The sequence below is a fragment of the Streptomyces sp. NPDC016851 genome, from assembly GCF_055562795.1.
The window spans coordinates 301,488-324,467 of the sequence record NZ_JBVHEP010000008.1 but is presented as its reverse complement, the minus strand read 5'-3'; the positions used below and the strand labels follow the sequence as shown (position 1 = coordinate 324,467).

Annotated in this window: 20 protein-coding genes and 4 pseudogenes; 12 read left to right on the top strand and 12 right to left on the bottom strand. The window is 70.7% G+C overall.

All coding sequences use genetic code 11. From position 1 onward, the window contains the following. Positions 1–259: 259 nt before the first annotated feature. Both ACZ3I3_RS15995 and ACZ3I3_RS15990 read left to right on the top strand, forming a co-directional pair. The gene (locus ACZ3I3_RS15995; protein WP_467365476.1) at positions 260–826 is read left to right on the top strand and encodes a PadR family transcriptional regulator; all 567 of its coding nucleotides are present in this window, start codon (positions 260–262) and stop codon (positions 824–826) included. A 91-nt stretch (positions 827–917) separates the two neighbouring features. Continuing rightward, complete coding sequence (locus ACZ3I3_RS15990; RefSeq protein WP_467365474.1) at positions 918–2,636, top strand: acyl-CoA dehydrogenase family protein; 1,719 nt, start codon at positions 918–920, stop codon at positions 2,634–2,636. Positions 2,637–2,754: 118 nt separating this feature from the next. Here the strand turns inward: ACZ3I3_RS15990 and ACZ3I3_RS15985 are convergent, their stop codons facing one another. Continuing rightward, positions 2,755–5,439: a SpoIIE family protein phosphatase gene (locus tag ACZ3I3_RS15985; RefSeq protein ID WP_467365472.1), complete on the bottom strand. Its 2,685-nt coding sequence runs from the start codon at positions 5,437–5,439 to the stop codon at positions 2,755–2,757. Positions 5,440–5,639: 200 nt separating this feature from the next. Between ACZ3I3_RS15985 and ACZ3I3_RS15980 the strand changes: the two genes are divergently transcribed. Next, positions 5,640–6,761, top strand: a complete 1,122-nt coding sequence (locus ACZ3I3_RS15980; protein ID WP_467365517.1) for a PP2C family protein-serine/threonine phosphatase — start codon at positions 5,640–5,642, stop codon at positions 6,759–6,761. 39 nt (positions 6,762–6,800) lie between these two features. Here ACZ3I3_RS15980 and ACZ3I3_RS15975 read toward each other — a convergent pair. From ACZ3I3_RS15975 to ACZ3I3_RS15960, 4 genes and pseudogenes are all read right to left on the bottom strand, one after another. Beyond that, positions 6,801–7,726 (bottom strand): annotated as a pseudogene (locus ACZ3I3_RS15975) (ABC transporter substrate-binding protein). A gap of 12 nt (positions 7,727–7,738) precedes the next feature. Next, positions 7,739–8,026: pseudogene (locus ACZ3I3_RS15970) on the bottom strand (ABC transporter permease); the annotation flags it as partial. Position 8,027: 1 nt separating this feature from the next. Beyond that, positions 8,028–8,669 carry an ABC transporter permease gene (locus tag ACZ3I3_RS15965; protein ID WP_086558573.1) on the bottom strand — a complete coding sequence of 214 codons (642 nt, stop codon included), beginning with the start codon at positions 8,667–8,669 and terminating at the stop codon, positions 8,028–8,030. Continuing rightward, positions 8,666–9,289: pseudogene (locus tag ACZ3I3_RS15960) on the bottom strand (P-loop NTPase family protein); the annotation flags it as partial. The gene ACZ3I3_RS15965 and the pseudogene ACZ3I3_RS15960, both read right to left, overlap by 4 nt. On the opposite strand from ACZ3I3_RS15960, the pseudogene ACZ3I3_RS15955 reads away from it, so the two are divergent. The 4 genes and pseudogenes from ACZ3I3_RS15955 to ACZ3I3_RS15940 form a co-directional block, all read left to right on the top strand. Further along, positions 9,279–9,506, top strand: a pseudogene (locus ACZ3I3_RS15955) (histidine ammonia-lyase); the annotation flags it as partial. The pseudogenes ACZ3I3_RS15960 and ACZ3I3_RS15955 overlap by 11 nt on opposite strands. Positions 9,507–9,624: 118 nt before the next feature. Next, entirely contained in the window at positions 9,625–10,224 is a 600-nt protein-coding gene (locus ACZ3I3_RS15950) for a sulfite oxidase-like oxidoreductase (protein WP_467365469.1), read from the top strand. Further along, positions 10,194–10,949, top strand: a complete 756-nt coding sequence (locus ACZ3I3_RS15945) for a ferredoxin reductase (RefSeq protein WP_467365467.1) — start codon at positions 10,194–10,196, stop codon at positions 10,947–10,949. The genes ACZ3I3_RS15950 and ACZ3I3_RS15945 overlap by 31 nt, the downstream gene beginning before the upstream one ends. Before the next feature lie 26 nt (positions 10,950–10,975). Beyond that, the gene (locus tag ACZ3I3_RS15940) at positions 10,976–11,275 is read left to right on the top strand and encodes a DUF6510 family protein (protein ID WP_467365465.1); all 300 of its coding nucleotides are present in this window, start codon (positions 10,976–10,978) and stop codon (positions 11,273–11,275) included. A gap of 46 nt (positions 11,276–11,321) precedes the next feature. On the opposite strand, the gene ACZ3I3_RS15935 is transcribed toward ACZ3I3_RS15940, so the two are convergent. The 7 genes from ACZ3I3_RS15935 to ACZ3I3_RS15905 all read right to left on the bottom strand — a co-directional run bounded on the left by ACZ3I3_RS15935 (position 11,322) and on the right by ACZ3I3_RS15905 (position 18,195). Next, a complete protein-coding gene (locus ACZ3I3_RS15935; protein WP_467365463.1) occupies positions 11,322–11,930 on the bottom strand; it encodes a GOLPH3/VPS74 family protein in 609 nt (202 codons plus the stop codon). 131 nt (positions 11,931–12,061) lie between these two features. Beyond that, positions 12,062–12,487: a DUF6917 domain-containing protein gene (locus ACZ3I3_RS15930; RefSeq protein ID WP_467365461.1), complete on the bottom strand. Its 426-nt coding sequence runs from the start codon at positions 12,485–12,487 to the stop codon at positions 12,062–12,064. Beyond that, the gene (locus ACZ3I3_RS15925; protein ID WP_467365459.1) at positions 12,484–13,431 is read right to left on the bottom strand and encodes a Gfo/Idh/MocA family protein; all 948 of its coding nucleotides are present in this window, start codon (positions 13,429–13,431) and stop codon (positions 12,484–12,486) included. The genes ACZ3I3_RS15930 and ACZ3I3_RS15925 overlap by 4 nt, the downstream gene beginning before the upstream one ends. Beyond that, positions 13,428–14,666: an Ldh family oxidoreductase gene (locus ACZ3I3_RS15920; protein ID WP_467365457.1), complete on the bottom strand. Its 1,239-nt coding sequence runs from the start codon at positions 14,664–14,666 to the stop codon at positions 13,428–13,430. Before ACZ3I3_RS15920 ends, ACZ3I3_RS15925 begins: the two co-directional genes overlap by 4 nt. Next, positions 14,663–16,090, bottom strand: coding sequence for a M20/M25/M40 family metallo-hydrolase (locus ACZ3I3_RS15915; protein WP_467365455.1), 1,428 nt, complete (start codon positions 16,088–16,090; stop codon positions 14,663–14,665). Before ACZ3I3_RS15915 ends, ACZ3I3_RS15920 begins: the two co-directional genes overlap by 4 nt. Continuing rightward, entirely contained in the window at positions 16,083–17,042 is a 960-nt protein-coding gene (locus ACZ3I3_RS15910) for a sugar phosphate isomerase/epimerase family protein (protein WP_467365453.1), read from the bottom strand. Before ACZ3I3_RS15910 ends, ACZ3I3_RS15915 begins: the two co-directional genes overlap by 8 nt. Continuing rightward, complete coding sequence (locus tag ACZ3I3_RS15905) at positions 17,032–18,195, bottom strand: Gfo/Idh/MocA family oxidoreductase (RefSeq protein WP_467365451.1); 1,164 nt, start codon at positions 18,193–18,195, stop codon at positions 17,032–17,034. The genes ACZ3I3_RS15910 and ACZ3I3_RS15905 overlap by 11 nt, the downstream gene beginning before the upstream one ends. Positions 18,196–18,743: 548 nt before the next feature. On the opposite strand from ACZ3I3_RS15905, the gene ACZ3I3_RS15900 reads away from it, so the two are divergent. From ACZ3I3_RS15900 to ACZ3I3_RS15880, 5 genes are all read left to right on the top strand, one after another. Next, positions 18,744–19,283: an EF-hand domain-containing protein gene (locus ACZ3I3_RS15900; protein ID WP_467365449.1), complete on the top strand. Its 540-nt coding sequence runs from the start codon at positions 18,744–18,746 to the stop codon at positions 19,281–19,283. A 97-nt stretch (positions 19,284–19,380) separates the two neighbouring features. Further along, positions 19,381–19,860 (top strand): hypothetical protein, encoded by a 480-nt coding sequence (locus ACZ3I3_RS15895; protein ID WP_467365447.1) that lies wholly within the window; start codon positions 19,381–19,383, stop codon positions 19,858–19,860. A 114-nt stretch (positions 19,861–19,974) separates the two neighbouring features. Then, the gene (locus tag ACZ3I3_RS15890; protein WP_467365445.1) at positions 19,975–20,505 is read left to right on the top strand and encodes an EF-hand domain-containing protein; all 531 of its coding nucleotides are present in this window, start codon (positions 19,975–19,977) and stop codon (positions 20,503–20,505) included. A gap of 108 nt (positions 20,506–20,613) precedes the next feature. Beyond that, positions 20,614–21,840, top strand: coding sequence for a DegT/DnrJ/EryC1/StrS family aminotransferase (locus ACZ3I3_RS15885; protein ID WP_467365443.1), 1,227 nt, complete (start codon positions 20,614–20,616; stop codon positions 21,838–21,840). Further along, entirely contained in the window at positions 21,837–22,961 is a 1,125-nt protein-coding gene (locus ACZ3I3_RS15880; protein WP_467365441.1) for a DegT/DnrJ/EryC1/StrS family aminotransferase, read from the top strand. Before ACZ3I3_RS15885 ends, ACZ3I3_RS15880 begins: the two co-directional genes overlap by 4 nt. Positions 22,962–22,980 lie beyond the last annotated feature (19 nt).

The window sequence follows — 22,980 nt, the reverse complement described above, 5'->3', positions numbered from 1 at the left end:
CGAAGCGCTTCGAACGTAACCCTGCTGCAACAACCAGTGGATTGAACGCGCTCCGTCTGATGGCGGGTTGAAAAGGCGCCTGATCATCGAAGCGCTTGACTGGCCCGCTTGATCGGTTCGGACGTAGACCGTCGGGCCTCCGCGAGAGCCTCGATCGAGCCCGCGGGCATGGAGTCCACCGCCGCCGCCCCGCGTGAGCCCTGTCTCACCTGGGCAGCGCCCCTTGGTTATGCAACGAGTTGCATATGAAGATCGAGGCATGGCGCTCGAACACGCGATCCTCGTCTCCCTGCTGGAGAAGCCGGGCTCCGGTTATGAGCTGGCCCGGCGGTTCGAGCGGTCCATCGGCTACTTCTGGACCGCCACGCACCAGCAGATCTACCGCGTTCTCAAGCGCATGGAGAGCGAGGGCCTGCTCGCCGTCCGCGAGCTGTCGCAGCAGAGCCGACCGGACAAGAAGGAGTACTCCGTCGTAGGCCCCGGCCGCGCCGCCCTCTCTCAGTGGCTGCACGAATCGATCCAGCCCGAGAGCATGCGGCACGAACTCGCCGTGAAGATCCGCGGCGCGGCCTTCGACGACCCGTCCGTGCTGATCCGTGAGGTCGAACGGCACCGCCAGGTGCACATCGACCGGCTCGCGCACTATCGGGCCGGGGAGCTGCGCGACTTCACCGGCCCGGCGGCTCCCACCCCGCTCGACGCCGGTCAGGAACTGCAGCATGTCGTGCTGCGCGGCGGCATCGCGTACGAGCGGATGACGATCGCCTGGCTCGACGACGTACTCGCCACCCTCCGCCGGCTCGGCACGTCACCCCCGCACGCCTGACCCGCCGGCCACCGCCGCCCGCACCCCGCGATCTTCAGACCTGTACCTCCACCCTCCACCCTCACCCTCAACCCTCGGAAGGCGGACCCCCATGGCCGACCCCCTCCTCTTCAACCCCCGTACCTACGACCCGGCGCAGTTCGACCCCGAGACCCGCAGGTTGCTGCGTGCCACCGTCGACTGGTTCGAGGACCGCGGCAAGCGCAGGCTCATCGAGGACTACCGCTCCCGCGCCTGGCTGGCGGACTTCCTCGCCTTCGCGGCCAAGGAGGGGTTGTTCGCCACCTTCCTCACCCCGGCGTCCGCCGCCGGACACAAGGACCAGCGCTGGGACACGGCCCGGATCGCCGCCCTCAACGAGATCTTCGGGTTCTACGGTCTCGACTACTGGTACGCGTGGCAGGTGACCATCCTCGGCCTCGGACCGGTCTGGCAGAGCGACAACGCCGCAGCGCGTACCCGTGCGGCGGAACTCCTCGCCCAGGGGGAGGTGTTCGCCTTCGGTCTCTCCGAGAAGACCCACGGCGCCGACATCTACTCCACCGACATGCTGCTGACGCCGGACGGCAACGGCGGCTTCAGGGCGACGGGTTCCAAGTACTACATCGGCAACGGCAATGCCGCGGGGCTCGTCTCGGTCTTCGGCCGACGCGCCGACATCGAGGGCCCGGACGGCTACGTCTTCTTCGCCGCCGACAGCCGCCACCCTGCCTATCACCTCGTCAAGAACGTCGTGGACTCCTCGAAGTACGTCAGCGAGTTCCGTCTCGAGGACTACCCGGTGGGCCCGGACGACGTCCTGCACACGGGCCGCGCCGCCTTCGACGCCGCCCTCAACACCGTCAACGTCGGCAAGTTCAACCTCTGCACCGCCTCGATCGGCATCTGCGAGCACGCGATGTACGAGGCGGTGACCCACGCGCACAACCGCATCCTGTACGGCCGCCCCGTCACCGCCTTCCCGCACGTGCGCCGCGAGCTGGCCGACGCGTACGTCCGCCTGGTCGGCATGAAGCTGTTCAGCGACCGCGCCGTCGACTACTTCCGCTCCGCCTCGCCGGACGACCGCCGTTACCTGCTCTTCAACCCGATGACGAAGATGAAGGTGACCACGGAGGGCGAGAAGGTCATCGACCTGATGTGGGACGTGATCGCCGCCAAGGGCTTCGAGAAAGACACCTATTTCGCCCAGGCCGCCGTCGAGATCCGGGGGCTGCCCAAGCTCGAAGGCACGGTCCACGTCAACCTCGCGCTGATCCTCAAGTTCATGCGCAACCACCTGCTGCACCCGGCCGAGTTCGCGCCCGTACCGACCCGCCTCGACGCGGCCGACGACACGTTGCTCTTCCAGCAGGGACCGGCCCGTGGCCTCGGCTCCGTACGCTTCCACGACTGGCGCCCCGCCTACGACGCATACGCCGGCGTGCCGAACGTCGCCCGCTTCCGGGAGCAGGCCGACGCCCTGTGCGAGTTCGTCGCCACCGCGGCCCCCGACGAGGAGCAGAGCCGCGACCTCGATCTTCTTCTCGCTGTCGGCCAGCTGTTCGCGCTGGTGGTGCACGGCCAGCTGATCCTGGAGCAGGCCCGCATGACGGACTTGGACGAGGATGTGCTCGACGAACTGTTCTCCGTCCTCGTCCGCGACTTCTCGGCCTTCGCCGTCGAACTGCACGGCAAGGACTCCGCCACGGTGGACCAGCAGCGCTGGGCGCTCGGTGCCGTCCGGCGTCCCGTCGTCGACGAAGCGCGTTCGGGACGCGTCTGGGAGCGAGTGGAGGCACTGTCCGGGGCGTACGAGATGGCGCCGTGACAGTCCGCCCAGGGAGCTCGTCGACATGTGACGGGCAGGGCCCCCGGGAGCAGTGACGCGCGCACCGTGGCCCTCTGCGCGACCTGCCGCGCGGAGGGCCGCGGTGCGAACCATGGGCTCAACGGACGACAACCTCGGGCAGGGCCTGTTCGGCCCAGATCACCTTGCCCTGCGGGGTGTACCGGGTGCCCCAGCGCTCAGCCATCTGCGACACCAGGAACAGGCCCCGGCCTCCCTCGTCCGTCGTCGCGGCGTACCGCAGATGCGGTGACGTGCTGCTGCCGTCGGCCACCTCGCAGATCAGCGTGCGGTCGCGGATCAGCCGCACGTGGATCGGCCCGGCGCTGTAGCGGATGGCGTTGGTGATGAGCTCGCTCAGGATCAGCTCCATGGTGAAGCCGAACTCCGACAGGCCCCACGTTTCGAGCCTTCGGGACACAGCGTCGCGCATGCCCGAGACGGCGGCCGGGTCCGCCGGTACGTCCCAGTCGGCGATGCGGTCGCGCGGCAGTACCCGAGTACGGGCGACGAGCAGGGCGACGTCGTCCTTGGGACGAGCGGGGAGCAGGTTGTCCAGCACGTCCTGGCAGGTCTCCTCGGGCGGCCGGCCGGCGTGGCCCGTCAGTGTGTCGCGCAGAAGCTCCATTCCCACGTCCAGGTCGCGTCTGCGGTCCTCGATGAGTCCGTCGGTGTACAGGACGAGCTGGGTTCCCTCCGCGAGGCACAGCTCCGCGGTCCGGAAGGGCATGCCGCCGAGGCCCAGGGGCGGTCCGGCCGGCACGTCCGGGAAGGTGACGGTTCCGTCAGGCTGGACCAGCGCGGGCGCGAGGTGCCCCGCACGCGCGATGACGTAGTGGCGCGTCACGGGGTCGTAGATCCCGTACAGGCAGGTGGCGCCCACGACGCCCGCCGCGCTCTCCGCCGTCTCGTTCTGGTCGATGCGCCCGACCAGGTCGTCCAGATGGCTCAGCAGCTCGTCGGGTGGCAGATCGAGGGCGGAGAAGTTGTGCACCGCGGTCCGCAGCCGTCCCATCGTGGCGGCGGCGTGCAGGCCGTGGCCGACCACATCCCCGACGGCCAGTGCCACTCGGCTCCCCGGCAGCGGAATCACGTCGAACCAGTCTCCGCCCACGCCCGACTGGGCGGGGAGGTAGCGGTAGGCGATGTCGAGGGCGTTCTGCTCCGGCAGGGCCTGTGGCAGCAGGCTGCGCTGGAGGGTGACCGCCAGGGCGTGCTCGCGGGTGTAACGGCGGGCATTGTCGATGCTGATCGCGGCACGGGCCACCAGCTCCTCCGCCAGCGACAGATCTTCTTCGTCGAAGGGCTCATGCGGGTGCGCGCGCCAGAAATTGGCCATGCCCAGCACGACGCCACGGGCCTGGATGGGGGCGCTGATGAGGGAGTGGATGCCGTGGTCGATGATCGCCTTGGCACGCTCGGGGTCCTGCACGCGCCAGTCCGTGGCGGTCGGCAGATCGCTCACCAGCTGGGACCGGCCGCTGCCGTAGCCGAGCGCCTGGGGCGTGGCGGGAAGGTAGTCGAAAAGCCGGCCCTGTTCGGAGAGCGGATGGTCGTCCTGAATGCCGCACACGGCCGCGCGTCGCATGTCCGTCGCCGTGAGGGCCGGTTCCTCGCCGTGCAGGACGGCGTCGGCCAGGTCCACGGTGACGAAGTCCGCGAAGCGAGGAATCGGGACCTGCGCCAGCTCGTCGGCGGTGCGCAGCACGTCCAGGGTGGTACCGATGCGGAGTCCGGCGTCGTACAGCAGCCTGAGCCGCTCCCGTGCCACCTCCGCCCTGCCGGTCACCGCCTGCAGCTCGGTGGAGTCGCGCAGTGTCACCACCGTCCCCTCGGGGCCTCCTCCGAAGTCCGTGGGCCGTTGGTTGACCGCGAGCAGCCGCTCGCCCGCGAGGTGCACCTCGTCGGTGGCCTCGCGCCCGGAGGCGAGCAGCGCCTTCGTCTCGGGATCGAGGCCCGGCAGCTCCGAGACGTGCTGCCCCTCGACGTCGGGGGGCAGCTCCAGCAGGCGTCTGGCTTCGTCGTTCGCCAGCATCAGCTGCCCGTCGGCGGCCACGATCAGTACCCCTTCCCGAACGGAGTGGAGAACCGTGTCGTGGTGCTCGTACATCAGGGTCATCTCGTCCGGGGCCAGGCTGTGTGTCTGGCGTCGCAGCCGCTTGCCCACCAGCGCCGTCACACCGGTGGACAGCACGAGCGCTGCGGCTCCGGCGCCCAGGATGATCGGTAGTTGCCGGGCCACCTGACTTTCGACGTTCTCGACCTTCATCCCGGCCGAGACGAGGGCCACCACCTGGCTGTCGGCGTTCTCGACCGGGACCGTGGCCTGCACCTCGCGACCGAGCGGGCCGTCGACGCTCTCCACGTAGACCTTCCCCGCCAGCGGCGGCCCGATCTCGCCCACGAACCGCTGTCCGATGCGGTCCGGCAGGGGGTGCGTGTACCGGATGCCCTCGGTGTCCATGACCACGATGAAGTCGACGCCGGCGGCCCGGCGTGCCGCCTCGGTGAGCGGCTGGAGAGTCTTGCTCGGGTCCGGGGTCCGCAATGCCGCCAGGACGCCTGGTGAGTGCGCGTAGGTCTGTGCCACGGCCGTGGAGCGTCGCCTGGCCTCGGCGTTGTTGTCCCGCTCCGACTGCAGGATGAGAGCGAGGACGCCGCAGGCCACGAGCAGCACCACCAGAGCCACCTGGAAAATCAGCACCTGCCCGGCCACGCTCCGCGTGCCCTTGCTGAGGAGGCGCTTGACTGACAGGTGTCGAAAACGGGCGAAAGGATTCGCCATGCGACCTTTTTAGCATCGGTGATCCTGAGTGACCAGGGCTCGGCCGTCCCGTGCCCGGCTGGCCTCGGGCGTCCGGGCGGGATGCGCCGCATGGCTTCGGCTCCTCCGGAGGTGGCCGTCCGGCGCGCGTTTCCGGCGTGCGGCGCATGATCCTTCCGCGCCTGATATCCGATTAGGCCGATATGATGCATTTTGTGATCATGTCTGCACGGCTGTGGCGCCGTCGCCCCGCCTACAGCGGCCGATGGGAAGCTGCCCGGCTGTCACCCCTCATCCTGACCGCCCTCATCGCCGGCCTGGCGTTCTCCACGCCCAGGGAGATCGCCTTCAGCCGCCTTCTGCCCGTCGCGCCCGCCCTTGCCGCCGCGATGTGGCCCGTGCTCCCCACGATCCTGCTGGGGGCTTTCTGCCTGCTGCTCATGATCGTCCTCAGCTTCTTCCACACCGATCTGGGGACGCAGTACACGGCGGCCGCGATCGTCGCGGTCACCCTGGCGGCCGCATACGGGAGTCATGTCCGGCTTCAGCGTGAGGAAATGCTCTTCCAGATCCGGCTCGTCGCCGACGCGGCCCAGAAGGTGCTGCTGCGCCCGCTGCCACGCCGCATCGAGGGCGTCGAGATCGAGTCGCTGTACCTGGCGGCCCAGGAGCAGGCCCGGATCGGCGGCGACTTCTATGAGGCGATCGGTACACCGCACGGAGTCCGGCTGCTCATCGGCGACGTACGGGGCAAGGGCCTGTCCGCGGTGGGGGCGGCCTCGGCGGTGATCAGTTGCTTCCGAGAGGCCGCTTACGACGAGCCCGACCTGCAGGGCGTCATCCACCGCCTCGAGACCGCCGTCACGCGTCACAGCACCGTGTTCCCGACCCAGGACCAGCCCGAGCACTTCGCCACTGCTCTCCTCGCCGAGATCCCGCACGACGGCGGCTGCGTACGACTTCTCAACTGCGGGCATCCTCCGCCGCTGATCGCGCATCACGGAAAGGTCCGGGTCCTGGTCCCGACCATCGCCTCCCCGCCTCTCAACCTCGCAGCGCTCATCGGTGACCGTTACTGGGTCGACGTCGTCGCCTTCGCCCCGGGGGACCAGCTGCTGCTCTACACGGACGGCGTATCGGAGGCCCGGGACCACGCGGGCGAGTTCTTCCCGCTGCCGGACTGGATGCGGCGGCGGGGCCCGGAGCAGCCCCGTGAGCTGCTCGACCAGCTGCACCTGGCTCTGCTGCAGCACAGCGGCGGGAGGCTCGACGACGACATCGCGGCCCTCGCGCTGAGGTCCTCCGACGCGCGGGATCGGGGAACCGTCGGTATCGAGGGCTGAGTCTTCGTGTTCGTCCGCTCCCTCGGATTCCCGACCTCGTCAGGCCGGCCCGTGCTGCTTGGCGTACGCGTTCGCCACGTCCTCCGGGTCCTTCTCGTCCTTGTCCACCTGGCGGTTGAGCTCGGTGAGCTGGGCCGTGGTGAGGACGTTGCCGAGGCGGGCCAGGGCCTTGCGGACCGTGGAGTCGGCCTTGCGGTCGGCGATGAGCGGGACGACGTGCTGGCCGGGGATGAGGTTCTCGGGGTCCGTCAGCACCACCCAGTCGTTGGCCTGGATGTCGGTGTCCGTGGTGAAGAGGTTCGCCACGTCCACGTCGCCCTTCTTCAGGGCACCCTTGACCAGAGGGCCGGAGGAGTCGAGGGACTTGAACTCCTTGAACTCCACCCCGTAGACGTCCTTGAGGCCGACCACACCCACCTGGCGCTTCTTCACCTCCGGCGCCGCGCCGATGACCAGCCTGCGTTCTGCTTCCTCAGGTCGGCCAGGGAGGTCAGGCCGTACTTCTTCGCCGTCTCCCGCGTGACCGCGAAGGCGTCCGAGTCCTCCGCCATGCCGTACGGCAGCACCTGGAGGCCGGCGGGGAGCGCGACGGCGAGGGCGTTCTGCATCTCGCCCTCCTCGGTCTCCGTCGCCTTGGGGTCGAGGTAGTGCAGCAGGGCGCCCTGGTACTCGGGCAGGACGTCGATGTCACCGCCCTTGATCGCGGGGATGAGGATCTCGCGGGTGCCGAGGTTGGGGCGGACGTTCGTCTTCACGCCGGCTGCCGTGAGCACAGCGGCGTACAGGTACCCCAGCACCTGGTTCTCGGTGAAGTTGGCGGTGCCGATGGTGACTCCGCCCTTGCTGGAGCCGCCGCCGGAGGTCGTGCCCTGGTTGTCGAGGGAGGTGATGCCGCTCGCGCAGGCGGAGAGGGCGGGGACGGAGGCCGCTGCGAAGAGGCCGCCGAGGAGAGTGCGTCGGTTCATCGAGGGGTCCCTAGCCACGTAGACCGGGAGCATGGACAGTCCGCCGGCCAGGAAGACCAGGACGACCAGGCCGACGGTGGGGAGCGCGCGGCCGAACGACGCCAGGTTGATCGCGAGGAACGCGCCCTTGCCGGTGTGGCCGATCAGCAGGCCCAGCGGGAGGCCGATGGCGGCCGCGATGAGCGTGGCGAGGAGCGAGTACTGGAGGTGCTCGGCGAGGCAGTGGGTGATGCCGTCCGAGCCGGACCACTGGGCATCGCTGGTCAGCCAGCCGCCGAGGTTCTTGAAGAGTTCGTACATGTCAGGCTCGCCGCCTCCGCCACGGGGTCAGGACGTACTGGACGGCGACCAGGGCCGCGTCCGCGACCACGGCCAGGAGGATCGTGAGGACCACTCCCGCGATCACCGGCGTCGGGAAGTTGCGCTGGAAGCCGTCGGTGAACAGCTGGCCGAGGCCGCCGTCGCCGATGTAGGTCGCGACCGAGACGAGGGAGATCGACATGACCGTCGCGATGCGGACGCCCGCCATGATCACGGGGAGCGCGAGCGGGAACTCGACCGTCAGGAGCGTGCGCAGGGGGCGCGTGCCCATCGCCTTCGCCGCTTCCTTCGTCTTCGCGGGGACCGAGTCGAGACCCTCCACGGTGTTCCGGAGCAGCACGACCAGCGTGTAGATGGTCAGGCCGATGACGGTGGTGGTGCGGGTGAGGCCGCTGACCGGCAGCAGGAGCACGAAGATCGCGATCGACGGGATCGTGAACAGGACGTTCGAGATGCCGAGCAGGAAGCCGCGCAGGGGGCGGATCCGGTGGGCGACCACGGCCAGGGGGAGCGAGATCAGGACGCCGAAGAGGACGGCGGACAGGGCGGCCTGGAGGTGGGAGACCGTGAGGGTGGTGAGGTCGTCGGTGTGGTCGCCGATCCACGACCAGTCGATCGTCATGCGGCCACCCGGGCTTCCGTGTGGGCCTGCCCCGCGTGCTGGTGGATGTCGTCACGGGACGAGACGCCGGTGAGGACGCCGTCGGGGTCGACGCGGGCGATCAGGCCGGTGGGGGAGGCGATGGACTCGTTGAGGGCCGACAGCAGGGAGTCGTCGTCCCCCAGCGGTCGTACGGGGAGTTCGGTGTCGCCCGAGGCCCAGTGCAGGGGCTTGTTCGCCGCGTCGAGTACGAGGACCCAGGGGCCGCCCTCCGGGCCGGCCCCTGCGGGACGGCCGCCAGCGTCTTCAGCGAGAGCAGCTTCAGGCCGCGCTCGGCGCCGAGGAAGTCGGCCACGAAGTCGTCTGCGGGGCGGGCCAGGAGCTCGGTGGGTGCGGCGCACTGGACCAGATGGCCACCGGTACGGAAGATCGCGATCCGGTCGCCCAGCCGTACGGCCTCGTCGACGTCGTGGGTGACGAAGACGATGGTCTTGCTCAACTCCTTCTGGAGCCGCAGCAGTTCGTCCTGGGGCTGGGCGCGCACGACCGGGTCGACCGCGCCTGGGGGCACCTCCCACGCCCGTTCAGGGCAGTGGGGGAGGCTCGTCCATGAGGAGCACCGGCGGGTCGGCGGCGAGCGCGTACCGGCTGGTCGTCGGCTGCGAACTCGTCGCCGCCGTACGGGCGCTGCGCCAGCGCGAGATCTCGCCCGATCCGGACCTTCCCGTGGGCCGCGCGCTGGAGCTCGCCCTGTCGGTCCTCGACGAGGACCAGGCCGACCGGCCGCTCACGGACGACGTGACGGCGGCGGCCGCACTCCTCGACCGGTTCACGGACATCTGGAGGAGGGGCGAGTGAAGGTGCTCAGGAGAAGGGCCGTCCCAAGCCGGAGGAGACCGGAGCGGGCGCAGATGCTCTGACGCGCCATGTCGTCAACAATGGCGGAGAGGGCACCTCCGGAGAACGGCGGCACGGCATGGCCATCGTTTCGCGCGGATTCCGCGGCCGACCAGGCGATACGCACCACAGACTGCCTCCCGGGCAGTACGAGACCACCGACTTCCCGGTCCTGTCCGCCGGGCCCACGCCGAGGGTGGACCGTGACGCGTGGGAGTTCACCGTCCGCACCGAGACGGGCGCGCGGCGCAGCTGGAACTGGGCGCAGCTCATGGCGCTGCCCAGCCAGACGCCGACGGTGGACCTGCACTGCGTCACGAAGTGGTCGAAGTTCGCCACCGAGTGGCAGGGGGTCTCCTTGGATCTCCTTCTGGAGGACGTGGAGACCGCCGCCGAGTTCGCGCTCGTCCACTCCTACGGTGGCTACACGACCAACCTTCCGCTGGAGGACCTGCTCGACGGGCAGGCGTGGATCGCGTACCGCTACGACGGGGAGGACCTGGCGCCCCGGCACGGCGGCCCGGCCAGGCTGCTGGTCCCGCACCTGTACCTGTGGAAGTCCGCGAAGTGGGTGCGCGGGATCCAGTTGCTCCTCGAGGACGAACCGGGCTTCTGGGAGAGCGCCGGCTATCACGACTACGGGGACCCATGGCGCGAGCAGCGGTACCAGGGCGACTAGGCGACCGGCTGCGCTGGAAGGCGGCACGGCTGGCCGACCGGCGCCCCGAGTCCCCCGCCGCGCACACCCTGGTCTTCGACGTCCCCGGCTGGCCGGGCCATCTGGCGGGCCAGCACGTCGATGTGCGGCTCACCGCGGAGGACGGTTACAGCACACAGCGCAGCTACTCCCTGGCCTCGGCGCCGGACGGCGAGCGCATCGAGCTGACCGTGCAGCGCGTCGCCGACGGCGAGGTGTCCCCGTACCTCGCGGACGAACTCGCGGTCGGCGACCTGCTGGAACTGCGTGGGCCGGTCGGCGGCTGGTTCGTGTGGCGCGCCGAGCAGAAGGAACCCGTCCTGCTCGTGGCCGGCGGCTCCGGTCTGGTGCCGCTGATGGCGATGATCCGGGTCCGCCGCGCGGCCGGCAGTCGAACGCCCTTCCGGCTGGTGTATTCCGTGCGCACACCCGACGACCGGCTCTACGTGACCGACCTGAGCCGGGACGACCCCGGCCTCGACAGGACGTACTTCTACACCCGCTCGGCCCCGCCGCAGTGGCCGAGGCCCGCCGGGCGGCTCACCGCGGCGGACCTGTCTCGCGCCGGGTGGCCGCCGGATTTGGAACCCACCTGCTACGTCTGCGGCCCCACCGGCTTCGTCGAAACGGCCGCCGACCTGCTGGTAGCCCTGGGCCATGCCCCGGACCGTATCCGCACCGAACGTTTCGGCCCCAGTGGAGGCTGAGACGCCCCACAACAGTGGAGGATGAGATGCCCCACCACTCCGACCAGGACCCGGACACCGGCCAGTACGACTACGAGGACGGCAACGCCCTGGCCGGGCCCCTCTCCGAAATCCTCACGGTCGACCCGACCAGCGCTCTGGGCCGGTGCACCGGCTGTGGCAGCCACTGGCCTCTGGCGCACCTGCACGTCTACGCACAGGCCCCGGGATACGTCGGCCGCTGCCCCGGCTGCGAGCAGGTGATCCTTCGCCTCGTCCGCAGCCCCGACAAGGCCTGGCTCGACCTCCGCGGCACCGTCACCCTCACCTTGCCCCTCGGCACCTGACCGCTCGCAACGAGCGTGCGGACTCGCGCCATCGAGCACGCTGTCCCTATTCGCCCCGCCAGATGTTGTCGAAGGCCGCCTCGTCGATGGCTCGCCGTTGCCGCTCGGCCTCCAGATCCCTTACCGCGTTCTGGACGGCGGCGAGCACGGTCGCCACGGCCTCGTCGGCCACGCTCGGTGACGGTTCGGTCCGCTCGTCTCCGATCCCGGCGGCCGCCGCGAGGGCGGCGAGGACGGGCTCGTCCGACGCATAGCGGTGCGCCGCGTGGCGGCGTGCGGGCGAATCCACCAGCACGGTGTGAGGGGGCTGGAAGATCATCCAGCGGTGGTGGCGCCGCCGGCCGAGCTGCCCTTCTGCTTCAAGGGCGGCCAGATACGCCTCGGACAGGCCGCGGCCCCTGCGCCACAACCAGGTGTCGACCGAGTCGTACGGCGCTTGTCGCGCGAGCGACGACGCGGCCTCGTCCAGCATCCGATCAGCCATGGCGCGCCGGTCACTCGGCACGATGTGGTCACCGGCCAGTGTGACGGCTCGGGCGTCCAGGAGGTCGATCAGCTCGGCTCCCGCGAGCGCGAGAGACAGATCGCCTCGTTCCGGCGCGCGACTGGCCGCCAGGTCCATGGTCGTGATCAAAAGGTCCCGTGGCGTGGTCATGAACGGCTCCACCTCACCTCAGCCGGAGGCGAGCGACGCGGTGCGCCGGATGTACCTCGGCCCGCCGGCAGCACTCCCGTACGAGCCTACGGAGCGAGCACGCCGGCCGCACTCCAGGCGGCCGGCGTCGGTCAGTGCGGGCGCGGCACCCCGGCGCGCTGCTCGAACCTGACCTCGGCTTCGGGGGCGAGGCCGAGCTGCGGACCGGTGAGGCGTTCGGGTGCCGAGATCAGGATGTTGTAGTGGTTCGGGAAGTGGCAGGCGTCGAATCCCAGAACCGAACCCACCATGCTCCCGCCGGCCCAGACCTCGTCGCCCCGGTCGATGACGCCGGCGCAGCCGATCTCCACGAAGCCCAGGAATCCGACGCGGTCGATCCGCGTGCCGGCGGCGGTCTCCGTGTGGTCGGTGGTCACCAGCTCATGCACCTCCCCACGGCGGACACACCGGCTCGCGAACTCCTCCAGCGTCATCCCCCGGTCGTCCCGCCGGTGGGTGAGGACCTTCACCAGCTGTCCGTGCACGGCGCGCTTGGCGCCGTCCTCCCCGGGTGTCATGGGTGGCGTACCTCCTGTCCGGCATGGGGTCGGCCGAGGCGTTCGCACGCGTACGTGGCGGCCACCAGTTCCAGGGCGGCCAGGCCGTCGGGGCCGTTCGGACGGCGGCCGGACAGAACCTCGGTGAAGTCCCGTAGGACGCCCACGTATTCGTGCCAGAGGGACCCTTTGAACTCCGGATGTCCCGCCAGCATGTCGGCACGGTCGACGGTCCCGTCGGCGAGCCGTACCTCGACCGTCTTGCGCTCGCCGGGTCGGGACCAGTCGAGCACCACCCGGGCGGCCGCCCCGCCGGACAGTGCGGTCAACAACACCTGCGCCTGCCGGTCGACGCCCCGGGCGTCGCGGTGCACGGTGGCCTCGGTCACCCGTACGTCTCCGAGGAACAGGCGGACGAGATCGAACGCGTTGGGCCCGTTGTCGGCGACGCAGCCGCCCCCACAGCGCTCCGGGTCGAGATACCAGCGGTCCCGGCCGGCGTGTTCCTCGATCGTCTCCTCGTAGCGCACCGTCAGCGACACGACCGGCGCGCCGGAGGCGATGCGCCGGCGGAGCGCGTCGACCTCCCGGTTGTAGCGGCGGTGGAAGGAGGTGAACAGCACGGCGCCGCTCTGTCGGGAGAGCCGCGCGAGATGGTGGCCGTCGTGCGCGCGCGTGGCGAGCGGCTTCTCCACGCAGACCGCGCGTCCGGCCGCCAACGCGTCCCTGCACACCGGATGGTGCAGGTCGTTGGGCACGTTGACCACCACGGCGTCCAGGTCCGCGGCCCGCAGCAGCTCACGGTGGTCGCGGTAGCGCGGCACGTGCGCGGGTGCGGCGGCGAGCCGGTCCTCGTCGGGGTCGCACACCGCCACCAGCCGTGCGTACGCGGCGCTTTCGAGCGCGGCCAGGTAGAAGCGGGAGATGACACCGAGGCCGATGAGGCCGATGCGGGGAAGCGTCATGCCGGGCTCCCCGGCCCTGTGGGGCGGACGGGATCCGGGAAGCTCAGACCGCAGTCCCGGGCCAGGTCGAGCAGCTCCCGGTGCAGGGCCGGCTCCAGCGGTACGCCGTGAGCGCGCCGTTCCCTGGAGCGGGCTTCTTCCGGCCAGCCGGGATAGCGCACCGGTTCGTCCGCCCGGACCGGCGGACAGCCGAGGAGGGCACCGAACAAGCCCGCCGCGTCGGCGCGGAACTCCGCCTCGGGCCTGAGACGCCCGGGGGCGACGGCCAGCAGGAAGAAGCCGATGTCGTCGTCAGGGCCGGCCGGCTCCGTCGTCTCCTCCCGCGGGCCGGTGCCTGCTCCGGGGACGAGCGCGGACAGTACTTCGACCAGCAGGCCGAGACCGAAGCCCTTGTACGCGCCGGTGTCGGGGTCACCGCCGAGCCAGCGCAGGTGCGCCTGGCCGCGGTCGAAGGCGGCCGGGTCGGTCACCGGCGCGCCGTCGTCGTCCTGCAGCCAGCCCTCGGGCACGCTCTGCCCGGCGCGTGCGGCGGCCCGGATCCTGCCGGTGGGAGCCACCGTGGTGGCCATGTCCAGGACGAACGGCGGCCGGTCGCCGGCCGGGGCGGCCAGTGCGAGCGGATTCGTCCCCAGCATGGGAGCGCGTCCGCCGACCGGGCGGACGATCCGCTGCCGGCCGCAGTTGGCGGTGACCAGGCCCACCATGTGGTGCCGGACCGCGCGCAGGGCATGGTGGCCGGCGCAGCCGAAGTGGGTGGCTCCCCGCACCGAGACCATGCCGACCCCGTGCCGGCGGGCGCGGTCCACTGCCAGGTCCATCGCCTCGGCGGCGGCCCACAGCCCGAGCGCCCGGCGGGCGTCGAGGAGCACCGAGGCACCGCGGTCGGCGACGATGCGCGGCTCCGCACACGGGTCGCAGCGGCCCGAGTCGAGCAGCGGGAGGTAGAGCCGGGTGAGGTTGGTGATGCCGTGACTGGTGAAGCCCGTCAGGTCGCCGTGGCACAGTGCCTCGGCGGCGGTTCGCGCGCGGTCCTCGGGCAGTCCCCTGGCGCGCAGCACCTGCGTCACGAAGGCGAGGAGTTCCGGGTACGGCACCCGTGCGGCGATGTCGCCGACCGCGCCGGAGTCCTGCGGTGGGACGGCGCACGGACCGGAACGGGGGGCCGCGGCAGCCGCAGCGGTGGCGTCTGCGGAGGCCGTGGAGGCCGTGGAGATGGTGGAAACCGTCGAGGTCATCGAGGAGAGATCCCGTCCGCGGCCGCGCCGGGCACGGCAGCTGAGTGAGCGTGAGAGGGTTCGCCGGCACTGCCGCCGGGCGGCCCGTGGCGGACCCGGGCGACGAGAATGCGGGCGATCTCGTCGGCGTACCGGTCCAGGTCGTCCAGGTCGACGTACTCGTCGGCGGCGTGCGCGTGGTTGGCGTCCAGGTCGCCGGGACCGAAGACCGCCGTGTAGGCGTCGGGTACGTCCGCCATCCAGATCGCGTCGCAGGTGAAGGCCGGCACTTCGTCGGGCCAGCGCACCAGGCCCGCATGACGTTCCAGCAGTTCCTCGGCCCACGGCGCGCGGCCTCGGCCGTCCAGCGCGGGCAGGCCGCGCTTGCACCACTGCAGGGACGTGATCCGTGCCGCGTCGGCGGCCGTCCTGGCCAGGTCGGGGATGCCGGCGGCCCCGGCGGCGAAGTCGGCGAGTGCCTCGCGCAGGGTCTGCTCCAGCGCGGCCTCGGCGGCGCGGCCGGCCGGCTGTGACCCGTAGGAGATGTTGAGCAGCAGCCGGCCGGTGCCGTAGACCCGGTTGTGCCGTTCGCCGGTGTGCAGTCCGGCCACGCACACCCTGCCGTCCGCTGTCCGCGGTGGCAGGGTTCGGGCCAGGTAGTGGCTGATGTGCCCGAGCAGCACGGTCGCGTTGTGACCGGCTTCGGGGCGGTCGTCCACGGCGTCCTCGCCGTCGACGCGGACCAAGGCCGTCATGGATGCCGTCGAACGGGGCAGGAAGCGGTGTCCGGTGGGTTCGCAGAACAGGTTCAGCCCGCCGGTGAACCCGTCCTCCACCAGCGGCCTGGTGCCGAACGTGCCCATGGCACCGCCTTCTTCCCCGGCGACTGCCTGGACGAGCACACCGATCCGGCTGCCCAGGGCCGGTTCGGCGGCGCGGGCGGCCCGGATGCCGGCGAGCAGGGCGACGGCGGGGCCCTTGGCGTCGACCGCTCCCCGGCCGGTGAAGCGCCGGCCGTCGAAGCGGGCGGGCCACCAGCCGGCCACCGTGTCCAGGTGGACGTTGAACATCACCGTGTCCCGTCGCGGGAGTTCGGGCCCGAGGCGCAGCACCAGACTGGGCTGCCGGGCCAGGAACGTCCCGTCCCGCGCCGCCGCCTCCCGGACCGTGAGCGGTACGTCGTCCCGGTGCAGCGCCGCCGGACCGGGCGGGGCGTGGCGCAGCACCCTCAGACCGATCGCCGCGGCAGCTTCCGCATAGGCCCGTCCGGCTTCCCAGAGGCGCACGGCGGGACCGTCGGGGCCGGTCTCCAGCGGCCCGGCCGTCGGCGTGGCGAGCAGACCGAGCAGCAGGTCGTGATCGGCCGGCGTCAACCGGGCGGGATACGGCAGAGCCGTGGAAAGCGGCAGGGCCGGGGAGCCGGGCCGGGCCGGAACGTCAGCCATGCCGCTCTCCGCCCACGGGAGTCCGGGCGGGCCGGGTTTCCTGCCGAACGAGCCGTTCCAGGCACCTCCCGTAGCGGACGAACGCCGCAACACCGTCGGCTGCGGTGGCGTCCCGGCCCTGGTGCGGTCGCAGATGAGTGTGGGGTTCGATGGACCAGGCGCCGGTGTAACCATGGTCGACGAGGGCGTCGAGGCAGGAGCGCACGCGGGACTCGCCCTCGCCCGGCAGTGTGTAGGTGACCTGGCCGTCCGGCCCGGTCCGGGCGTCCTTGACGTGTACGTGGGCGACGTGGTCGATGATCTCGTCCAGCAGCGCGCGGGCGTCGTAGCCGTGCGGCACTCCGTTGCCCATGTCGAACAGCAGCCGCAGCGCGGGACCGCCGGCGCGGTCGAGGAGTTCCCGCATCCGGTCGGCCCGGGTGCCGGCCCAGCCGCTGCAGTTCTCGTGCAGCAGCACCAGCCCCTCCTGCTCGGCCTGCCGGACGAGCCGGGTCATCCGCTCCAGCGCCCGCCTGCCCCACTCCTCGTCGTCCAGGCCGGCGTTGGGGTAGGACATGACCCGGACGAAGCGGGTGCCCAGGGCGGCGCAGCGCGGGGCCAGCCGGCGCAGCTCGCGCACATCGTCCTCGAAGTGCCCGGTGATCGGGCGGCTCCAGTTGGCGATCCGGGAATCGACGCAGACGACGTCGAGGCCGGCTGCCGCGACCCGGTGGGCCAGGGTGGCGAAGGCCCGGTCGTCGAGGTCGGCGACCGCGAGGCCGTCGACGGTGCGCAGCTCGATCGCCCCCCAGCCGAGTCGGCGCAGCGCCTCCAGTTGCCCCGTGAGATCCGCCGCGGCCTCGTCCCCGATGCCCGCGAACCGGATACCTGGGGCCGCCCGTCCGCTCGGGGCGTCCTCGGTCACTGTGCACCGGGACTCCCGGGGATCCGCTCCGGGAAGGTCAACGGCCATGCGAGAGGGCCTCCTTGCGGGGGTGCGCGGCGCCCGCGGGAGCCGTGTCCGTGACGGGAGCCGTGTCGGTGGCGGGAGCCGTCTCGGTGAGGGGTGCCGTGTCGGTGGCGGGAGACGTGCCGCCCGCGGGTGACGTGCCGCCGTCGGGTGGCGTGCCGCCGTCGGGACACCGGGCCGCCAGCCGTTTCGCCTCCGCCAGCAGCTCGACCGCCCGCACGTGCAGGCCGAGGTCGCCGCCACCGGCTCCGTCGCCGCCCTCGGCGTAGCGGCGATAGGCATCGGTCAGACATGCCATGAGTGAGTCGTCATGGAGGACCTCACGGGTGGTGCGGCCGCCACCGGTGATCTCCAACTGGGCGAAGTCGTCGTCCTGGCCGACCGCGTAGTGCCCGACGACGCTTCCGTCCGCCATGCCGAGGACGATCCGCCGCTGGCGTACCGGTGCGGACAGGTCGGACAGCACCTCGCTGCGGATCCCGCCCGTGTGCAGCAGTTCGAGGTGCGCACCGCCCATGTCCGGCACTGTCGTCGTGCCCACCCGCAGATCGGCGCAGCGCGCGCCGCGCACCTGCGCGTCACCCAGCAGGCGCAGGAGGAGACCCACCGCGTGCGGCGCCTCCACGTCGAAGGCGGAGGTGTGACTGCTGGTACTCAGGGAGCGCCGGAACCGGGGCTTGTGCTGGGTGACGGACACGGAACGCACAGCGCCGGGCCCCCGATCGCCCACCAGCTGGACCAGACGCCGGGTCAGCGTGCTGTGCAGCCAGGGCGCCACCACGGACAGGTGCAGCCGCTGTTCCCGCGCGAGCCGCAGGACGCGCCGCAGTGCGGCCAGGTCACCGGCCAGCGGCTTCTCCATGAGGATCCGCGAGAACCCGAGCTCCGCCACCTCGCGGAGCACCTCGGCGCGCACGGCGGGCGGAGTGCACAGATGGACGACGGTTCGTGCCGGGTCGAGAAGGTCGCGCGCCCGGCGCAGCGATGCGGCGATCAGCAGATCCGGCCGCTCGGTGCGGACGGTGTTGCCGGGATCCACTCCCACGATCGGATGGTCGGCGAAGGTACCGAGGGCTTGGGACCGGGCCCGCGACAGCACCGGCACATGCAATCCCAGGCCCGAGCGGCCCAGACCGACGATCAACGTGTACAGCAAGGATCGACCCCTTTTTTCGCGCAGCCTTTTCGAACGTCGCGTACCGGTATGATTTACAGGCTGGTAAATGGCATCGAAATTCTTTTGCATACCCATACCGTCCACCCCTGAAACGCGTACGGCAGTTCTCATGGAAAGCGTGAGGAATTGCTGTCGCAGCGGCCTCGGCGCATCGTATCCGAAGGTCGCCTGCCGTGTGCGGGGACGGTATTTTTTCGTCCCGTGGCAGGATGGCTGAAATGTACGGCGAAGTCGGCTGTCGCGCCCGGCCGGACCGGCCGATGCGGCTCAGGTCGGCGATTCCGGCTTGCGGGCCGAACCTCTGGACGAAAACAATCGGCCGTGACGCGGTGATCGACGAGCGGAAAAATGGTTCCTGCTCTCTTCCGCGGTGCTGCTCTCCATTGACAGGCCTGTAAGGCCACTAGTACTCATGTACCTTGCAGATTCACGCTCCCAGGAATCGGGAAAGTCATTTTTACGGCTTCCCCGGTATCGGGTGCGAGGCAGCCGGATTTCTCCGCAGCTTTTCGACGACGAGGAGTCAGATGTCCAACAAGACTGCCCAGGCCGAGCGTCTCAAGCAGCGCTTCGCGCTGTACGACACCGACAACGACGGGCGCATCCAGCGCGGCGACCTGGAAGCGGAGGCCCGGCGTATCGTCGAGGCCTTCGGTGAGAAGGAGAACTCCCCCAAGGCGCGGGCGCTGCTGGACGCGTACCCGAAGATGTGGGACTACATGATGGAACAGGCCGGCCTCGACGCCGGTCAGGCCCTGACGGTCGACGAGTTCGTCCGGGTCGCCGACGACCAGATGCTGAGTCAGGGTCAGATCGGCTTCAGCACCGTGCTCCGGCCCAGCATCCGCGCGATGGTCGACCTGTGCGACGTCGACGGCGACGGGGAGGTCGATCCGCAGGAGTTCCGGAAGTGGCTCGGGGCCATCGGCGGTGACCGGATCGACGCGGACGAGGCGTTCCGCCAGGTGGACACCGACAACAGCGGGCGCCTGTCCGTCGACGAACTCGTAGCCGCCGTGGGCAAGTACCACGCGGGCGAGCTCGACGCCCCGCTCTTGGGTGTCTGACGCGCGGACCCACGGCAGGGGCCCCGGACGGGAATCGCTCGGAGCGGGACCCCGTCCGCGGACATCCATGACCCGCGCGGGCGCCGGAAACGGACTCGTGGCCGCCGAGACCTGTGGCACCGGCCGACGGGCCGTGTCCGCGGGGCCGGCGCCGGACACCGGGCGCCTCCTGGTGCGCGCCGCGCTGGTGCTGCTGTGTCTGGGGCAGGGGGTGCCCGGCGTCTGGGCTCTGTTCGCGCCCCGCTTGTTCCACGACGCGTTTCCCCTCCCTGTTTTCGCGTGGGTGACCAAATTCCCCCCGTACAACGAACACCTCGTGCGTGACGTAGGTGCCCTTTCGCTCGGACTGACCACGGTCCTGCTGTGGGCCGCTGTGCGTACCGAGCGGTCTCTGGTGCTGGCGGCGTCCTTCGGCAGCCTCGCCTTCACGGTTCCGCACCTGGTGTACCACGGGGCACATCTCGCGCGATTCCAGACCGTGGACGTGGTGGGGCAACTCATCTCTCAAATCGCCCCGGTCGCTTTGGCGGCGATGGTCATTGTGCTGAGTCGGCGACGTAATGGTGCGGGCGCATAAAATGCCCCTCCTTTTTCCTCTCACTCGTAAGAGTGGGTTGGAGAAGCCGGTTCAGGAAAAGCATCTGAAGCGCAGGTCCGCGCAAGCCCTGAAAGCAAAAGGAAAGGATGAAGCGTGAGCACTTCCGTACAGGAGCAGCGACTGCGTCGCCGTTTCGACATGTGGGACAAGAACGGCGACGGCACCATCGACCGCAGTGACTGGGAGGGCGAGGCCAAACGCATTCTGCTCTCGTTCGGGGAAAACGAGACCTCCCCGAAGGGGCGAGCTCTCACCGACGCCTACCTCGGCATGTGGGACCACATCGCGGGGGAGGCCGGAGTCGGCCGCGACGGCGCACTGGACTTCGCCCGGTTCCAGGCCGTCGCGGCGGCGGAGGTGCTCGACCGCGGACAGGACGGCTTCGACCAGGTGCTGCGCCCGACGATCAGCGCGATCGCCGACCTGTGCGACACCGACGGTGACGGTCAGGTCAGCCCTCAGGAATTCCAGCGCTGGATCGTGGCCATCGGCAGCAACGAGTCCACGGCGGGCACGGCGTTCAAGCTGATCGACACCGACGGCGACGGCCACCTGTCCGTCGACGAGCTGATCGCGGCCGTACACCGCTACCACTCCGGCGAGCTGGAGTTCTCCCTGCTCTGACCCGCCCGGAACCACCGGTACCCGCGTCCGGCGCTCCCCGGCCCACGAGGAGCGCCGGCGTCACCCCGTCCGGGCAGCCCGATCCGCCCCGGTGTCACGAAAGGAACCATGTCCAGCGCATCCCCCGGACCGAGGAACGGCACGCGCGGCCCGGCGACCGGCGCCGCGGACGCCCCCTCGGTACAGGTGCCCTTCTTCACCCAGGCCCGGACCTTCGAAGCGCTCTGGCCGGACATCCGCACCCGGCTCGCCGAAGTCTTCGACAACGGCAAGTTCTCGCACGGCCGGCAGGTCGGCCGGTTCGAGGAGACACTGGCCGGGTGGACCGGCGCACGCTACGTGGTCGGCGTGAACAGCGGCACCGACGCCCTGGTGCTGTTGCTGCGCGCCTGCGGCCTGCAACCGGGTGACGAGGTCATCGTCCCCGCCTTCACCTTCGTGGCCTCGGCCTCCTCCGTCGTGCTGGCAGGCGGCCGCCCCGTCTTCGCCGACATCGACCCCGTCACCTACACGATCGACCCCAAGTCCGCGGCCGACTCGGTCACTCCACGCACCCGCATGATCATGCCCGTCCACCTGTTCTGTCAGATGGCCGACATGGACGCGGTGCTCGACGTCGCGCGCCGGCACCGGCTGACCGTGGTGGAGGACAGCGCCGAGGCCATCGGCATGCGGTGGAACGGCGTCCACGCCGGGCTGCTGGGGGCCGGTGGTGTGCTGTCGTTCTTCCCCACCAAGACGCTCGGAGCCATCGGCGACGCCGGGGCGATCCTCACCGACGACCGCCGGCTCGCCGAAACCGCGGCGGCGTTGCGCCACCACGGGCGCTACGGCCGGACACTGGCCCACTTCCCGGGCATCAGCAACGAGACCACCGTCACCGGCGTCAACAGCAAGATGGACGACATCCAGGCGGCCGTTCTCCTCGCCAAACTGACCCGGTTGGACGAGGACATCGCGCGCAGGGCCCGGCTCGCCGCCGCCTACACCGAAAGGCTGGCCGACACGCCCGGCGTCCTCCGGCTCCCCACCCTGATGCCCCGCATGGCGCGGACCGACCCCGTCTTCTACGTCTACCTCATCGAGGCCGAGCGGCGTGACGAACTGGCCGGCCACCTGGCCGGGCACGGCGTGGGGACCGAGACGTACTACCCGGCCCCGCTGCACCTCCAGGAGTGCTTCGCCCCTCTCGGCTACCGGCGCGGAGATTTCCCGCACGCCGAGGCGGCCTGCGAGCGCACCCTCGCCCTCCCGCTGTACCCCGACATGAGCGTCGACGACGTCGACACGGTGTGCTCGCTCGTCCGCCGCTTCATGACGAGGAGGCCGGCGTGACGATTCCCTTCTTCGCCCCGGACCTCTTCGAGGACGACCGGCAGCTGCTCATGGACCTCGTCCACGGCATCGGCACCGCACCGCAGCAGCGGTTCCTGCTCGGCGAGCACACCGCCCGCTTCGAGGAGGCCCTGCGCGACTCGCTCGGCGCCGCCGACGTCGTGGCCTGTTCCAGCGGCACCTCCGCGCTGACCCTCGTCCTGCACGCCATGGGCATCGGCCCCGGCGACGAGGTGGTCGTACCGGCCTACGGGTGTGCTCCGCTGGCCAACACCGTGGCCGGGCTGGGGGCGACGCCGGTCTTCGCGGACGTCGACCCGCGGACGATGGTGGCCGACCCCGATGAGGTGGAGCGGGCGATCACCGACCGGACCAGGGCGATCATGCCGGCGCACATGTTCTCGGTGATGGCCGACATGCCCCGGATGAGGGAGATCGCCCGGCGCCACGGCGTGCGCCTGGTCGAGGACTCGGCGGTCGCCCAGGGCGGTGTCCTCGACGGCCGTCCGGCCGGGACCTGGGGGGAGGCTGGAGTGTTCTCCTTCGTCCAGGTCAAGACCTTCGGAACGGCCGGCGAGGGCGGCGCCGTCGTCACCATGGACCCCGAACTCGCGGGCGTGGTCAGGTCGTTGCGCAACCACGGGCAGAGTGAGCGCTTCGTCTACCCGCGCACCGGCTACAACAGCCGGTTCGACGAAGTGCTCGCCGCCTTCCAGCTCCACCGGCTCCCCGCCTTCCCCGGACTGCTGGAACGCCGGGCCCGCATCGCCGACTACTACACCGACCGCTTCACGCCGCTCACCGAACACGGTGTGCTGCCCCCGCCGCCGGGCCGCAACGGCCGCTGTTTCTACGTGTATTCGCTGCTCGTCGAGGAGCGGGACGAACTGGGCCGGTACCTGGCCGAGCGGGGAGTCGAGAGCCACGTCTACTACCCCCTCCCGCTGCCGTACCAGGCCGCGTTCACCCGGTTCGCGGCCGCCGGCCGGAGCTGGCCGCACGCGGAGAGCGCCAGCCGGCGCCAACTGGCCATCCCGGTCCACCCGCGCCTCAGCGACGCCCAGGTGGAGCACATCGCGGACACTGTCTGCGCGTTCGCCGGGCAGAGCGGCAGTCGCTGACCGAACCCACCCGAAGGAG

Coding starts and splice junctions, on each gene's coding strand:
- ACZ3I3_RS15995 (WP_467365476.1), top strand. CDS start 260: ATGGCGCTCGAACACGCGATCCTCGTCTCCCTGCTGGAGAAGCCGGGC.
- ACZ3I3_RS15990 (WP_467365474.1), top strand. CDS start 918: ATGGCCGACCCCCTCCTCTTCAACCCCCGTACCTACGACCCGGCGCAG.
- ACZ3I3_RS15985 (WP_467365472.1), bottom strand. CDS start 5,439: ATGGCGAATCCTTTCGCCCGTTTTCGACACCTGTCAGTCAAGCGCCTC.
- ACZ3I3_RS15980 (WP_467365517.1), top strand. CDS start 5,640: ATGTCTGCACGGCTGTGGCGCCGTCGCCCCGCCTACAGCGGCCGATGG.
- ACZ3I3_RS15965 (WP_086558573.1), bottom strand. CDS start 8,669: ATGACGATCGACTGGTCGTGGATCGGCGACCACACCGACGACCTCACC.
- ACZ3I3_RS15950 (WP_467365469.1), top strand. CDS start 9,625: ATGGCCATCGTTTCGCGCGGATTCCGCGGCCGACCAGGCGATACGCAC.
- ACZ3I3_RS15945 (WP_467365467.1), top strand. CDS start 10,194: ATGGCGCGAGCAGCGGTACCAGGGCGACTAGGCGACCGGCTGCGCTGG.
- ACZ3I3_RS15940 (WP_467365465.1), top strand. CDS start 10,976: ATGCCCCACCACTCCGACCAGGACCCGGACACCGGCCAGTACGACTAC.
- ACZ3I3_RS15935 (WP_467365463.1), bottom strand. CDS start 11,930: ATGACCACGCCACGGGACCTTTTGATCACGACCATGGACCTGGCGGCC.
- ACZ3I3_RS15930 (WP_467365461.1), bottom strand. CDS start 12,487: ATGACACCCGGGGAGGACGGCGCCAAGCGCGCCGTGCACGGACAGCTG.
- ACZ3I3_RS15925 (WP_467365459.1), bottom strand. CDS start 13,431: ATGACGCTTCCCCGCATCGGCCTCATCGGCCTCGGTGTCATCTCCCGC.
- ACZ3I3_RS15920 (WP_467365457.1), bottom strand. CDS start 14,666: ATGACCTCGACGGTTTCCACCATCTCCACGGCCTCCACGGCCTCCGCA.
- ACZ3I3_RS15915 (WP_467365455.1), bottom strand. CDS start 16,090: ATGGCTGACGTTCCGGCCCGGCCCGGCTCCCCGGCCCTGCCGCTTTCC.
- ACZ3I3_RS15910 (WP_467365453.1), bottom strand. CDS start 17,042: ATGGCCGTTGACCTTCCCGGAGCGGATCCCCGGGAGTCCCGGTGCACA.
- ACZ3I3_RS15900 (WP_467365449.1), top strand. CDS start 18,744: ATGTCCAACAAGACTGCCCAGGCCGAGCGTCTCAAGCAGCGCTTCGCG.
- ACZ3I3_RS15885 (WP_467365443.1), top strand. CDS start 20,614: ATGTCCAGCGCATCCCCCGGACCGAGGAACGGCACGCGCGGCCCGGCG.